Annotated in this window: 13 protein-coding genes; 9 read left to right on the top strand and 4 right to left on the bottom strand. The window is 70.9% G+C overall.

Annotated features, from left to right (window positions below; all coding sequences use genetic code 11):
• Positions 1–113: 113 nt before the first annotated feature.
• Positions 114–689 carry a TerD family protein gene (locus tag ACZ6CV_RS19855; RefSeq protein WP_469252068.1) on the bottom strand — a complete coding sequence of 192 codons (576 nt, stop codon included), beginning with the start codon at positions 687–689 and terminating at the stop codon, positions 114–116.
• 51 nt (positions 690–740) lie between these two features.
• On the opposite strand from ACZ6CV_RS19855, the gene ACZ6CV_RS19860 reads away from it, so the two are divergent.
• Both ACZ6CV_RS19860 and ACZ6CV_RS19865 read left to right on the top strand, forming a co-directional pair.
• Positions 741–1,562, top strand: coding sequence for an arylamine N-acetyltransferase family protein (locus ACZ6CV_RS19860; RefSeq protein ID WP_469252069.1), 822 nt, complete (start codon positions 741–743; stop codon positions 1,560–1,562).
• 33 nt (positions 1,563–1,595) lie between these two features.
• Positions 1,596–2,201 (top strand): YdbC family protein, encoded by a 606-nt coding sequence (locus tag ACZ6CV_RS19865; protein ID WP_359326615.1) that lies wholly within the window; start codon positions 1,596–1,598, stop codon positions 2,199–2,201.
• 84 nt (positions 2,202–2,285) lie between these two features.
• On the opposite strand, the gene ACZ6CV_RS19870 is transcribed toward ACZ6CV_RS19865, so the two are convergent.
• Entirely contained in the window at positions 2,286–2,915 is a 630-nt protein-coding gene (locus ACZ6CV_RS19870; protein ID WP_469252070.1) for a TetR/AcrR family transcriptional regulator, read from the bottom strand.
• Positions 2,916–3,094: 179 nt separating this feature from the next.
• Here ACZ6CV_RS19870 and abc-f point away from each other — a divergent pair, with 179 nt between their 5' ends.
• From abc-f to ACZ6CV_RS19890, 4 genes are all read left to right on the top strand, one after another.
• Entirely contained in the window at positions 3,095–4,705 is a 1,611-nt protein-coding gene (gene abc-f, locus ACZ6CV_RS19875) for a ribosomal protection-like ABC-F family protein (RefSeq protein WP_469252071.1), read from the top strand.
• 34 nt (positions 4,706–4,739) lie between these two features.
• Positions 4,740–5,399 (top strand): histidine phosphatase family protein, encoded by a 660-nt coding sequence (locus ACZ6CV_RS19880; RefSeq protein WP_469252072.1) that lies wholly within the window; start codon positions 4,740–4,742, stop codon positions 5,397–5,399.
• 88 nt (positions 5,400–5,487) lie between these two features.
• Positions 5,488–6,393 carry an ADP-ribosylglycohydrolase family protein gene (locus ACZ6CV_RS19885; RefSeq protein ID WP_469252073.1) on the top strand — a complete coding sequence of 302 codons (906 nt, stop codon included), beginning with the start codon at positions 5,488–5,490 and terminating at the stop codon, positions 6,391–6,393.
• A 204-nt stretch (positions 6,394–6,597) separates the two neighbouring features.
• The gene (locus ACZ6CV_RS19890; RefSeq protein ID WP_469252074.1) at positions 6,598–8,442 is read left to right on the top strand and encodes a DUF4153 domain-containing protein; all 1,845 of its coding nucleotides are present in this window, start codon (positions 6,598–6,600) and stop codon (positions 8,440–8,442) included.
• A gap of 173 nt (positions 8,443–8,615) precedes the next feature.
• On the opposite strand, the gene ACZ6CV_RS19895 is transcribed toward ACZ6CV_RS19890, so the two are convergent.
• The gene (locus ACZ6CV_RS19895) at positions 8,616–10,175 is read right to left on the bottom strand and encodes an MFS transporter (protein ID WP_469252075.1); all 1,560 of its coding nucleotides are present in this window, start codon (positions 10,173–10,175) and stop codon (positions 8,616–8,618) included.
• 166 nt (positions 10,176–10,341) lie between these two features.
• Here ACZ6CV_RS19895 and ACZ6CV_RS19900 point away from each other — a divergent pair, with 166 nt between their 5' ends.
• The 3 genes from ACZ6CV_RS19900 (at position 10,342) to ACZ6CV_RS19910 (ending at position 12,473) form a co-directional block, all read left to right on the top strand.
• A complete protein-coding gene (locus ACZ6CV_RS19900) occupies positions 10,342–10,956 on the top strand; it encodes a TetR/AcrR family transcriptional regulator (protein ID WP_362375928.1) in 615 nt (204 codons plus the stop codon).
• Between the two features lie 94 nt (positions 10,957–11,050).
• Positions 11,051–11,752, top strand: coding sequence for a ribonuclease HII (locus ACZ6CV_RS19905; RefSeq protein ID WP_469252076.1), 702 nt, complete (start codon positions 11,051–11,053; stop codon positions 11,750–11,752).
• 79 nt (positions 11,753–11,831) lie between these two features.
• A complete protein-coding gene (locus ACZ6CV_RS19910; protein ID WP_469252077.1) occupies positions 11,832–12,473 on the top strand; it encodes a hypothetical protein in 642 nt (213 codons plus the stop codon).
• A 148-nt stretch (positions 12,474–12,621) separates the two neighbouring features.
• On the opposite strand, the gene ACZ6CV_RS19915 is transcribed toward ACZ6CV_RS19910, so the two are convergent.
• Complete coding sequence (locus tag ACZ6CV_RS19915; RefSeq protein WP_469252078.1) at positions 12,622–13,260, bottom strand: hypothetical protein; 639 nt, start codon at positions 13,258–13,260, stop codon at positions 12,622–12,624.
• Between the last annotated feature and the right edge of the window lie 230 nt (positions 13,261–13,490).

The following is a 13,490-nucleotide window of genomic DNA, read 5'->3' on the forward strand; positions in this document are numbered from 1 at the left end:
TGGGCCGTCGCCCCTCCCTTCTGCGTCGGGACCCTGTTCGGCCACGCCGCCCGTCCGCCGGCTCCGACGAGTACGTCGCCGCCGCGGCTGCGCGGACGGACGGCGGCGGGGGCTCAGCGCTCGGAGCCCATGACCGAGGCGAACGTCGTCGGGTCGGTGTCGAAGCCGCGGACGTCCTGGCGGAACGACCAGGCCCCGGACTCGTCCCGGGTGAACTCGGCGACGGTCGACGCCGGGTACCCGGAGACCTCGGACAGGTCGAGCTGCGCCAGCTCCGTGTACCCCTCGCGGATGCGGACCGCGGTGTTCGCGATCTCTCCGAAGACCCTCTGCCCCTCCTGCTGCTGGATGGCCACACCTACGACGACCCGGACGAACGAGCCCGCCAGCCGGTCCAGTTCCAGGGTCATGACCTCGTCGAAGCCGAACCCCTGCCCCGTCCTGCTGTCCCGGTTGAGGGTGATCGTGCCGTCGGGGGAGCGGCTGTCGAAGTGCACCAGATAGACCGGGCTGCCGTACGGGGCGTCCGCCGCGTACGTCGCGGCGATGATGTCGAGATCATTGGGCGGCGTCCCGGCCGGGCTCGGGTCCCACTTGAGCCCGACTTCGACCTTCTTGATTCCCTTGCTGACACTGCTCACCGGATATCCCCCTCCTCGTGACCTGGCCGCTGCGGATCCACCAGGCATGTCCGACACCCACGCTACGACGTACCCCTGACAACGGGGGATCATGGGCGTATGACTTGGAACGGGGAAGAACTCGATATCGAGGCCTACTTGGCGAGACTCGGGCACACGGGCGGGACGAAGCCGGATCTGGACACGCTGCGCCTCCTGCACAGGGAGCACGTGGCGGCCATCCCCTTCGAGAACCTTGAGATGATGCTCGGCCGGCCGGTCCCGCTGGACCTGCCCGCACTGCAGAACAAGCTGCTCCACAGCCGGCGGGGCGGCTACTGCTACGAGCAGAACCTGCTCTTCGCGGCCGCCCTCGAACGCCTCGGCTTCGACGTCACCGGCCTCGGGGCCCGCGTCAGGGCCGGGGCCTCCGTCACGCGCGCGGTGACGCACATGCTCCTGAAGGTCGAGGTGGACGGCGAGGCGTTCCACTGCGACGTCGGCTTCGGCGCCGACGGGCTGCTCGAACCCATCCCGCTGCGCGCCGGCGTGGAACGGCAACAAGGAGAGTGGCGTTACCGCATCAAGCAGGAGGACGAGGGCGTCCTGGTGCTGCAGACGCAGAGCCCCGACGGCTGGTTCGACCTCTACGCGTACACCCAGGAACGCCGCCTTCCCGTCGACTACGTGGTGATGAACCACTACACGTCGACCCATCCCCGGTCGTCGTTCATCCGCCGCCCAGTACTGCAGAAGGCCGGGCCAAAGGTCCGTCGGCGCCTCGTGGGCGATCAGTTCACGCTCACGCGCGCGGAGGGCACGGTGGACGAACGAAGCGTTCCTGTTGGCGAATTGATGTCCGTTCTCGACCGGGAGTTCGGTATCGAACTCGATGCGGCCGACGCTGCGGAGCTGATCAGGGCGCACTACGCCGGAGCGTGACCCGGGCCGGGCTCCGCGCCGTACGATGGCGCGGTGCTGGTCAAGTGGATTCGCTGCACCGTGGTGGACCGTCGGGGGTTCGAACGAGGTCAGCGAAAGTGGGCGGGGCTGTTGGGAGAGCCGGGGTTCCGGGGGCAGGGCGGGGGGTGGAGCCGGGGGCGGCAGGGCGTCGCGCACGTCTTCGCGTTCTGGGAGAGCCGCGCCTTCTACGACTCCTTCATGGCCCGCTCGCACGACCGCCTCGCGGCCGCGCAGGCGGGCACGCACAAGAACCTCCGGGCCAAGCTCTTCGACCACCGTTTCGACGTGAAGACCGGGTTCGAGCCGCGCTTCACGGACGCCGACGTGGTGCGTGTCGCGCACTGCAGGGTCCGGGAGGCGCGGGTCGAACACTTCGCGCTGATGCAGGAGAAGGTCTGGAACCCGGCGATGGCCGGCTCACCGGGCATGGTGCGCGGACTCTTCGGAGAGGCGCCGGGCCACGAGTTCCTGGTGCTCTCCATGTGGCAGTCGGCCGCCGAACACGGCAAGTACCGCGCCGAGCGGGTGGAACGCCTGTCGCTCCGGGCGCAGACGGACGCCGATGTCTCCGCGCTCGCGGGAGACATCGTGGAGTTGGAGCCGTCGTGGACGGTGTGACTCAGTGACTCAGTGACTCAGTGACTGGGTGACTGGGTGAGTCAGTGGCCGGGTGGCCGGGGTGGCTGGTTGATCTGCCATGCGTCACCTCCGAGCGAACGCGCCCTCGCGGGTCGCTGCGACGGCTGCCGCCGCCGACTGGTCGGCCAGTGCCGCGTCGACCGGTTCGCGGGTGATGAATACGCGGAGCAGCAGCGGGGCCGAAACGGCGCGGACGAGCGCTGCCGCGTCCGTGTCCGGGGGAGCTTCGCCGCGGGCCACGGCGCGCGCCACGACCGTCTCGCAGCGTCCGAACCGCTCGGCGTAGAAGGCGTGCAGGGCGTCGGCGGCCCTCTGCGACTGGAACGCCGCCGCGACGAACGCGGTCGGTGCGGAGGCGGCCGCCTCGTCGGAGAAGGACTCGACCACCTCGCGGGCCAGCTCGCGCAGGTCACCCTCCAGGCTTCCCGTGTCCGGCGGGGTCCAGGTGTCCTCACCCGCCATGTCCAGGGCGTCCGCGACCATGCCCTCGAGGCCGCCCCAGCGCCGGTACAGCGTGGTCTTGTGCACCCCTGAGTGATCGGCCACGTATTCGACGGTGAGGCCCGGGTAGCCGTGGTCGGCGAGGCCGCTCAGCACGGCGTCCCGGACGGCTGCGCGGGTGCGGGCCGTGCGGCCGCCGGGGCGGCGGGTGCCGGGGGCGGGGTTCGCCGGCTCCTCATCTCGCTCGCTCATCGCTTCGTTCCTCTCCCTCGGCATGCCGCGGCTCCCGCGGAATCTCGCGCCGCAAATTTATCGCTACTCGCGTTGCATTAGCTTCGACAGTGTGTCACACTCGTCGTAATGCGACAGCAGTTGCGTTTGGTGGCCGTAGCGTTTGTTGGCCGGACGTGAAACCGGGGGGTGCTTTGCCCATGCCTACTCAGATCTCTCTGCATGGTGTGACCAAGACTCGTGGGGAGCGCCTGCTCTTCGACGGGGTGTCTCTCGCGATCCGTCCGGGCGAGCGCATAGGAGTGGTGGGGGAGAACGGCGCGGGGAAGTCCACGCTGCTGCACCTGATCTCCGGCGACGAGCGGCCCGATGGGGGCGAAGTGGTGACCGTCGCAGAGGGAGGTGTCGGCCTCCTCGCGCAGACGCCACGACTCCCGGCCGACCGCTGCGTCGCGGACGCGATCGACGCGGCGCTGGCCGAACTGCGAACGATGGAAGCGCGGTTGCGCGATCTCGAATCCGGACTCGGAGCCGCCACCGAGCGGGAGTTGGGCGAGTACGGCGACCTCCTGACCGCCTTCGAGCTGCGGGGTGGTTACGAGGCGGACGCGCGCGTGGACAAGGCGATGCACGGACTGGGCCTAGCCCACATCGACCGGGACAGAATCCTGGGCAGCCTGTCCGGCGGCGAGCAGGCCCGGCTGGGCCTCGCCTGCCTGCTGGCCGCGTCACCCGAGCTCATGCTCCTGGACGAACCGACCAACCACTTGGACGAGAGCGCGCTGGACTGGCTGGAGGAGGCCCTGTCCGCACACCGCGGCACGGTGGTCGCCGTCTCCCACGACCGCACGTTCCTGGAGCGCGTCACGACCGCGATCCTCGAAGTGGACGCGGACCGCCGCTCCGTCGTGCGGCACGGCGGTGGCTACCAAGGACTCGTCGCGGAGCGGGCGGCCGCCAGACAACGCTGGGAGCAGGAGTACGCGCAGTGGTGCGAGGAGACGAGTCGCCTCCAGGAGTTCATGGCGACGACGGCACACACCGTTGCCGGTGGCCGCGGCATGAAGGACAACAACAAGATGGCCTACGACCGGGCCGGAGGGCGGGTTCAGGCGTCCGTCTCCGGGCGGGTTCGGAACGCCCAGGAGCGGCTCCGCAGACTGCGGGAACAGGAGGTGCCCCAACCTCCGCAACCGCTGCGGTTCGTGGCGCGACCCGTGACGGGCGCGGCCGAGGGAGCCCTGGTGACCCTGCGGGACGTGCGCGTGGGCGAGCGCCTCACCGTGGACTCGCTCACCGTCTCGGCCGGCGAACGACTGCTGATCCATGGCGGGAACGGCGCGGGAAAATCCACTCTGCTCCGCGCCATGGCGGGCGTGCTCGAACCCGATGCGGGCACCGTCGTCCGCAGAGGCCGGATCGGCTATCTCGCCCAGGAAATACCGGTCCGACGGCCCACGGAACGCGTCCTGGAGGTGTTCGGCAGAGGGCTGGGGCTCGCCATGGACGAGCAGCGGGAACTGCTCCTCTCGTTCGGCCTGTTCCGCCCCCGCGACCTGCACGTCCCGGTGGGGTCCCTGTCCGCGGGCCAGCGGCGGCGGCTGGCCCTCGCGCGGCTGCTCGCCAGACCCGCCGACCTGCTCCTGCTCGACGAGCCCGCCAACCACCTGGCGCTCGGCCTGGTCGAGGAGCTGGAGGCGGCCCTCGAACAGTGGACGGGAGCCCTGGTGGTCGTCTCGCACGACCGGTTGCTGCGCCGGCGTTTCACGGGGCGAATACGCCGGATGGAGTCCGGGCGGCTACCCGACTGAGCAGCCCGCCGGTGACCCGATCTAGGCTTTCCGTATGGCACGCCCGCGGCGCATCTTCCTCGTCCGGCACGGCGAGTCGGCCGGAAACGCCGACGACACCGTGTACGAGCGCGAGCCCGACCACGCACTCGCCCTCACCGAGACGGGGTGGTCCCAGGCCGAGGAGACCGGCAAGCACCTGCGGGAACTGGTCGGACGCGAGCGGGTGAGCGTGTACGTCTCGCCCTACCGCCGCACCCACGAGACCTTCCAGGCGCTGCGGCTCGATCCCGAGCTGGTGCGGGTGCGCGAGGAACCGAGGCTGCGGGAGCAGGACTGGGGCAACTGGCAGGACAGGGACGACGTGCGCCTGCAGAAGGCCTACCGCGACGCGTACGGGCACTTCTTCTACCGCTTCGCGCAGGGAGAGTCGGGGGCCGACGTCTATGACCGGGTGGGGGCCTTCCTGGAGAGTCTCTACCGGAGTTTCGAGGCCCCGGACCATCCGCCGAACGTCCTGCTTGTGACGCACGGACTGACCATGCGCTTGTTCTGCATGCGGTGGTTCCACTGGTCGGTCGCGGAGTTCGAGTCGTTGTCCAACCCGGGGAACGGAGAGATGAGGGTGCTGGTGCTCGGCGAGGACGGCAAGTACACGATGGACCGGCCGTTCGAACAGTGGCGGGAGCCCGAGTCGTACGGCGTCACCGGATAGACATGGCCTCACCGCATGGGTATGGCCTCAACGCATGGATGCGGCCTCACCGAATGTATGCGGCCTCACCGGATAGAGTGGCAGGGCGATGACCGCTGACTCCTCTCCCGACCTGCGCCTCGAGCGCGCTCTGGCCAGCCTGCGCGGACTGGCGGTGGGGGATGCGCTGGGCTCACAGTTCTTCGTGCCCGCGCACTACCCGCTGCTCAAGCGCCGACAGCTGCCCGATGCCCCCTGGCAGTGGACCGACGACACGGAGATGGCGTGCTCCGTGCTGACCGTCCTCATGAAGCATCGCCGGATCGACCAGGACGCGCTGGCCCGGTCGTTCGCCGAGCACCATGACGTCGACCGTGGATACGGTCCCGCGGTGAACCGGTTGCTGGGTCAGGTCCGGGAGGGCGGGGACTGGCGTGAGCTGGCCTCCGCACTGTTCAAGGGACAGGGGTCCTGGGGGAACGGGGCCGCGATGCGGATCGCTCCTCTCGGCGCCTGGTACGCGGACGACCCGGAGCAGGCGACGCATCAGGCGGAGATCTCGGCGTACCCCACGCACCAGCACCGTGAGGCGGTCGTCGGGGCCATGGCGGTGGCCGCGGCGGCGGCGCTGACGGCAGCTCCCACCGGGCCGCCCACGCCGCAGCAGCTTCTCGACGGTGTGATCGACCTGGTGCCGCGCAGCGCGGTGGGGGCGGGACTGCGCAGGGCGCGGGACATGCTCGACTACGGCGATGCGGGGACGGTCGCGGCGGTTCTGGGGTGCGGGCGTCGTACGACGGCCCATGACACGGTGCCGTTCGCGTTGTGGTCCGCCGCGCGGGGGCTCGGGTCGTACGAACGCGCCGTCTGGGACACGGCACGGGTGGGCGGGGACATGGACACGACCTGCGCCATCGTGGGCGGTGTGGTGGCGGCCGGCGAGGGCGGAGCGCCGCCTGGGGAGTGGCTGGAGCGGACCGAGGACCTGCCTGGGTGGGTTCCCGGGGCTCGGTAACGGCACGTCCCACTGTCACGGTCATGCCACAGGCATGGATCGGCCCGGGGGCGTGAGTGCGGCGCCCGGCTACGCTGAGGCGGGCCACCAGTTGATCTTGGCGTCGGCCTTGCGTGCGTTGAACTGGGTGCCGGTTCCGGCAGCTCCGAGGCCACCTGTTGTGGGCCGCGTGCTGTGAGAGGGCCGGTTTGGGGGAGGGGTCCCGTGTCGGATACATCAGCTGGACGTGATGCGGCGGACGGACGTGAGGTGCCGGGCGGTTCTCCGTCGTCTGGGGGTGGGCCTGAGGCCAACGACACCCCTGAGGCAGCCGAGCCAGCCGAGACCGCCGAGGCAGCTGAGTCTGCCGAGCCAGCCAAGAGTGCTGAGGCAGCTGAGCTTGCCGAGGTGGCTGACGGAGTTCCTGGTGCCGGGGGGCGTGGGCGGGCCGTGAGGGCGGGTTCGTACGGTGCTGCGCGTGGCTATCCGCGGCCAAGGCCGATGCCGAGTGAGCGTGCGGGGGAGCGGGTGAGGACGCAGGACGGGGAGGGGGCGAAGGAGCAGGTGGCGCCGCTCCTTGACGATTTGCGGGGTGAGCCGCCGGAGGCTGTGGGGCCAGTGACGTTGGGCGCCGTGCTGGGCGCCGGGTTGTTGAGCATGGTGCTGCTCGGGGACGGGCTGGCGTGGAACCTGTTGATGGTCGCCGTTCCGGTCGGGGTCGCCGCGTGGTTTTCGGCGCAGCGGGGCGGACGTCGGGGGCGGTGGCCTCGTCCGTGGTCGTGGGTGTGGGCCGGGGGCGTGCTCGCGCTGTTGGTCGTGCCGGCGTTGCGGGACGCGGGGTGGCCGTCGTTTCTGGCGATCGTCGCCGCGTTCGCGCTCGGGTCGTTGGCGTTGCACGGTTCCCGGACGTGGACGGGTGTCATTCTGAGTCCGCTCGGCGTGTTCGAGGCGGTCGTCCCGGGGCTGCGCTGGGGCTGGTCCGGGGTGCGGGAGCGGGCGGGGGAGGCGCGGGGCGCCGCGCCCGTGCTGCGGGCGGTCGCGGTGACCGTGGTGCTGCTGGTGGTGTTCGGGGCGTTGTTCGCCGGGGCGGACGCGGCCTTCGCGGACCTGCTCGGGGAGCTGATACCCGATGCGTCGGTCGCCGGGGGCCCGTGGCGTGTCCTGCTCCTGGCCGCGGGGGTGGTCGGAGCGCTCGCGGTGGCGCGTACCGCCGCGTCGCCCGTGCGCTGGGACCGGCTCGTGGTGGGTCCCGGACGGGCGCGGGGACGGGTCGAATGGGCGCTGCCGCTGGTCGTGCTCACCGCGCTGTTCGCGGCGTTCAACGCGGTGCAGCTGGCCGTGCTGTTCGGGGGGTACGACACCGTTCTCGACAAGACCGGACTCTCGTACTCCGCCTATGCGCGGCAGGGGTTCTGGCAGTTGCTGCTCGCGACCTTGCTCACGTTGCTGGTGATCGTGTTCGCGTTGCGCTGGGCGCCGCGTGACGGGGCGCGGGACCGCACGTTGGTGCGCGGGGTGCTCGGCACGCTCTGCGTGATGACGTTGGTCGTGGTGGCGTCGGCGGTGCGCCGCATGGACATGTACGTGGAGGCGTACGGGCTGACCAGGCTGCGGATCTCGGTGGTCGCGGTGGAGCTCTGGCTCGGTGTGATCCTCCTGTTGATCATGGCCGCGGGCGTCTGGGGTGCCCGGTGGCTGCCGCGTGCCGTGGCGGCCAGTGCGGCGGCGGGTGTGCTGGCGTTCGGGCTGCTGTCGCCGGACGCGCTGATAGCCGAGCGCAATGTGCAGCGCTACGAGGAGACCGGGAAGTTCGACTTGGACTACGCGCGCCAGTTGTCGGCCGACGCGGTGCCGGCGCTGGACGGGCTTCCGGAGCCGCAGCGCTCCTGCGCGCTGAAGGAGATGGCCGACGAGCTCGGTGACGAGCGTGGACCGTGGTTCGCGACCAGCGTGGGGGAGGCAAGGGCCCGGCGGATCATCGAGAAGCGGCCGGTGGTCGCGGTGGATGCCACCCGGTGCGGCGGGAGTGACCCCGGCCGCGACCTCGACCCCTCCACCACCTCGTACTGAACGACAAGGCCCCGACGTACGCACGCCTCATGCCGCCTGAAGTGTCCGCCGCACGTGCCGCACTCGCGCCGCCCGCCCTGGCTTCTCGGGTCGCTCTGGTCAACGCACAAGCGGGTGCCGGATCGGCCACGCCGGCGTGGTCGACCCGGCACCCGGGTGCGAGGGATGTGTCGTCAGCCGGCGGCCGGGCCCGCGGCGCTCGCCGTGCCGGCCAGCGCGTCCAGGTCGCTCTTGCGGACGCGGATCACCAGGGCGGCGGTGAGCAGGGCGAGGACGGCCATGCCGACCGCCGGGATGAAGGCGGTCGAGATGCCCTCGGAGAGCACCTCGTGACCCCAGGGCGCCGGGAGCTCATGGGTCTTGGCGAACTGGGCCTTCTGCTCCGGGGAGGCGTGGGCCATGAAGTCCGCCATCTGGTCCTTGCCCTCGTTGCGGCTCGCCGTGCCGAAGACCGTGGTGAGGATGGACAGACCGAGCGAACCGCCCACCTGCTGGGTGGTGTTGAGGAGGCCGGAGGCCGCGCCCGCCTCGTGGAGGGCCACGCCGGAGACCGCCGTCAGCGTCAGCGTCACGAAGTTCAGGCCCATGCCGAAGCCGAACAGCAGCATCGGACCGAGCACGCCGCCGAGGTAGGAGCTGTCGGGACCGAGCAGGGTCAGCCAGCCGAGCCCCAGCGCGACGATGACCGAACCCGACACCATGAACGGCTTCGGGCCGAGCACCGGAAGGAACTTCTGCGACAGGCCCGCACCGACCGCGATGACCACCGTGACCGGCAGGAAGGCCAGGCCCGCCTCGATCGGGGTGTAGCCCAGGATGTTCTGCACGAAGAGCACGATGAAGAAGAAGATGCCGAACATCGCGGCGGCCAGGCTGAGCATGATCACATACGTGCCCGAGCGGTTGCGGTCGGCGAACATCCGCAGGGGCGTGATCGGTTCCTTGGCCCGCTTCTCGACGAGGACGAAGGCCGCGAGCAGGACGACCGCCGCGCCGAACGAACCCAGCGTGATGCCGTCGCGCCAGCCCTCCTCGGCGGAACGGATGAATCCGTAGACCAGGGAGACCATGCCGAGCGTGGAGGTCAGCGCGCCCGTGAGGTCGAAGCGGCCGGGGTGACGCTCGGATTCGTTGATGTAGAGCGGGGTGAGGACGGCGATCAGGACGCCGATGGGTACGTTCACGAACAGGACCCAGCGCCAGTCGAGCCACTCGGTGAGCATGCCGCCCGCCAGCAGGCCGATCGCGCCGCCACCTGCGGAGACGGCGGCGAAAACGCCGAACGCGCGGTTCCGCTCGGGCCCTTCGGGGAAGGTCGTCGTGATGAGGGCCAGCGAGGTGGGCGAGGCTATCGCGCCACCGACGCCCTGCAGGGCGCGTGCGGCCAGCAACTGCCAGGGTTCCTGGGCGAATCCGCCGAGGAGCGAGGCGAGCGTGAAGAGGAGGATGCCGGACATGAAGACGCGACGGCGTCCGAGGATGTCACCGGCGCGGCCGCCGAGCAGCAGCAGACCGCCGAAGGTGAGGGTGTACGCGCTGACGACCCACGTGAGGTCGGTCGTCGAGAACTTGAGCGCTCCCTGGATGTGGGGGAGCGCGATGTTCACAATCGTCGCGTCCAGGACCACCATGAGTTGGCAGGCCGCGATGACGGTGAGGGCCAGGCCGGGATGCCCCTCCCGGCGGGCGGCCCCGGGCTTGTGATCGTGTGTCAGCTGAGAGGTCGTCGTCATGATCCCCCGCAAGTTCCTTAGTGAACGGGCCCGTTCACTGTTCACTACGACGGTAGTGACTCCTCTTGAGTGAACGCAAGCGTTCACTCACCTTTGTTCTCGGTACCTGGTTCTCGATGTGTCTGCTGGTTCCTGATGCATCTGCTCGCTCAACGGAGAGAAATAGATGGCTACTTCGCGCTGGACGGCCGTTCCCGCCCGGACGGTGTCCCCGCGTCGGCGGGGGCCCGTCCTGGAGCGCGCGATCCTCGATGCCGCCCTCGAGCAGCTCAGCACGGTCGGCTGGAGCGGTCTGACGATGGAGGGCGTGGCCGCGGGGGCGCAGACCGGCAAGGCGGCCGTGTACCGCCGCTGGCCGTCCAAGGAGGACCTCGTCGTGCACGCCCTGCGGGCCGGGCTGCCCCGCCTCGACAGCGTCCCGGACCTCGGCGGCGTCCGGGAGGACCTGCTGCAGCTGTGCAAGCAGATGCGGGTCACGATGTTCTCGCGCACCGGGTTCGCCCTGCGCGCGGTGCTTCACGAATGCGACACGACGACGGCCGAGCTCTTCCACGACGTGATCTTCGAGGGCGTCATCGAGCCGAGCGTGAAGCTGATCAAGGAGGTGCTGCGCCGAGGTGTCGAGCGCGGAGAGGTGCGTTCCGGTGGGACGGACGCGTACGTGTGCGACGTGATCCCGGCGATGTTCATGTACCGCACGAAGGTGTGCGCGAGCGAATGGCGGGACGAGGAGTTCGAGGCGCTCATCGACCAGGTGATGGTCCCGCTGCTGCGGCCATGACGGCCCGCTGCTGCGACCGTGACGGTCCCGCCGCGGGGCTCGGCCGGGGCCTGGGTGTCGCGGGCGGTTCCCGGCGGCGTAGGCTGAGGACGCCATGCCGTACGAAGCACCCACCCACACCGTCGAGCGCTCCCTGCGCGCCACCACCGGAGCGAAGATCGTCGCCGGTGTCGACGAGGTCGGGCGCGGCGCGTGGGCGGGACCGGTCACCGTCTGTGCGGCGATCACCGGACTGCGCAGGCCGCCCGAGGGGCTCACCGACTCCAAGCTGATCACCCCCAAGCGGCGCACCGCGCTCGCGGCGGAGCTGGAGACCTGGGTCACGGCCCACGCCCTCGGTCACGCCTCGCACGAGGAGATCGACGACCTGGGCATGACGGCCGCGCTGCGGCTCGCCGCGGTGCGTGCGCTGGAGGGGCTGCCGGTCCGCCCGGACGCGGTCATCCTCGACGGAAAGCACAACTACCTCGGTGCTCCCTGGCAGGTCCGTACGGTGATCAAGGGGGACCAGTCCTGTGTGGCCGTCGCCGCGGCTTCCGTGATCGCGAAAGTCCGGCGCGACAAAATGATGGCCGAACTGGGCATCGAACATGCAGACTTCGGTTTTGCGGCCAACGCCGGCTATCCGTCGCCGGTGCACAAGACCGCGCTGGCGGAGCGGGGGCCCACCCCGTACCACCGGCTCACGTGGGCGTATCTTGATGCGCTGCCCCAGTGGCGGCACCTCAAGAAGGCCCGCAGCTGGGCGGACGGAAACGTTCCGGAAATCGAGGGTCAGCTCGGCTTTGAGTTCTGACGCTTTTCCGGCACGTCCGGTCGCACTCATGTGCCACCCGCCGACGCGAGTCGCGTCGGCGTTTGATAGACAACACTTCATGCCTCTCATTCCCGAGGAGCCTCAGATTCACGAGAGTGCCCAGGGTCCCCGCGCCACGCAGGCCAGCGGCCGCGTCGCGCCGACCCCCCGCCCCGTACCCGGTCCGCGTCCCGCGGCTCCGCCGCGTCCCGGCCGTCCGGGTCCTGCCCGGCCGATGCCGCCCGCGCAGCGAACCCCGCGCGACACGGCCGCCAAGCCCGGGCCCTCCGCCCCGGCCGCCCCTGCCGCCCCCGCTCCCGTCGCGGCCTCGGCTCCGCAGATCCAGCTCGTCCCGGCCTCGGCCGAGGGCGCGCTGGACGCGGCCGAGGAAGCCGTCGACCTGCTGCTCGACGCCGGGCGTGCCCCGGGTGAGGTCCTGGTGATCACCACCGGCGACCCCCACCCGTGGGCCGCGCACGAGCTGTCGTTCGGCGAGAGCGCCTACTGGGCGCAGCACGACGCGGGCGACGACGTCTTCTACGCCGACGCCGCCGCGCTGTCCCGTGCCGCCGCCCGGCCCGTGGTCGTCGTCGCCGTCAACGGCGGCAGCGAAGAGACCGCGGTCGCGGCGCTGCCGACGGCGCTCACCCGCGCGAGCACCCTGTTGATCGTCTGCGGCGACCCGCAGCGCATCAACTCGGCGCTCGGCGCGGGCGTCTGAGGCCGACGCAGCGGACGTACGCCCACGGAGTTCGCGCGTACGAGTTCGTACGCGCGTCTCCGTATGCGGGGGGCACGTATGCGGGGGGCACGTATGCGGGACCACGTATGAGGGGCCACGTATGCGTGGGCCTGTACCCGTCGTGGCGTCAGCGTGCCGCCGCGCGGCGCAGGACGTCGGAGGCGGCGCCTCCGGTACGTGGCGCAGGCGGATCCGTCCCGGCGAACGCCTCGGGCCGTGAACCGGCGCTCGGCCGGCGACCGCCCCGCCCCTCGCCGAGCACCTGCCACCCGTCGCGCGTCAGCGTGATGTACGCGCCGCACCGCAGCCCGTGCAGGGTGCAGGCGTCCCGCAGGCCCCACATCCAGGCGCCGTCCTCGTGGGTCCAACGGGCGTCCCCGTCACGGCAGTAGAGCAGGACGGCGGTACGCACCGGGGTGCGGCGGCGCAGGTCGTGCGGGATGATCCGGCGCAACTGGGCGAGCAGCGCGTTGCGGAAGACCCAGCCGTCGGTCGGGGTGGTCTGGCGGCGGAACGAGGCGCTGGCCCGCAGCCGTTCGTCCGGGTCGAGCACGGCCACGACGGCCGTCGACGGGGTCGGCCGGTGGCGGGTGTGCAGACCGGCCACGACCTCACGGGGGTTGCGCAGCAGGGGAATTCCCGCGGCCGACCACTCGGCGGGCTCCAGCATCCGGCCCAGGCGGTGGTCGGAGTCGGCGGACAGCTCGGGCGAACCCGGCAGCTCCGGCACCGACGCCGCACCGGACGACGCGAATCCGAAGGTCACGGTCCTCCCTTCGGCTACGCGCCCCAGACGGGCGGGGTCGGACTGCGGGAGCGCGCCAGGGCAGACCCCTGCCGGTCGCAGGAGCCGCACGGGAGCGCTTCCAATTGTTCCCGCCTCGGTCGCTCGCGGCAATGAGCGGAGGGCGATGGATCATGCGCGTGGATCACGGACAGGACGCCACGCGGGGTCCGATCACGTACTGCCTATTCCTGCCCAGTGCGTCCCCCTCC

It is taken from the genome of Streptomyces sp. NPDC041713 (assembly GCF_055591085.1).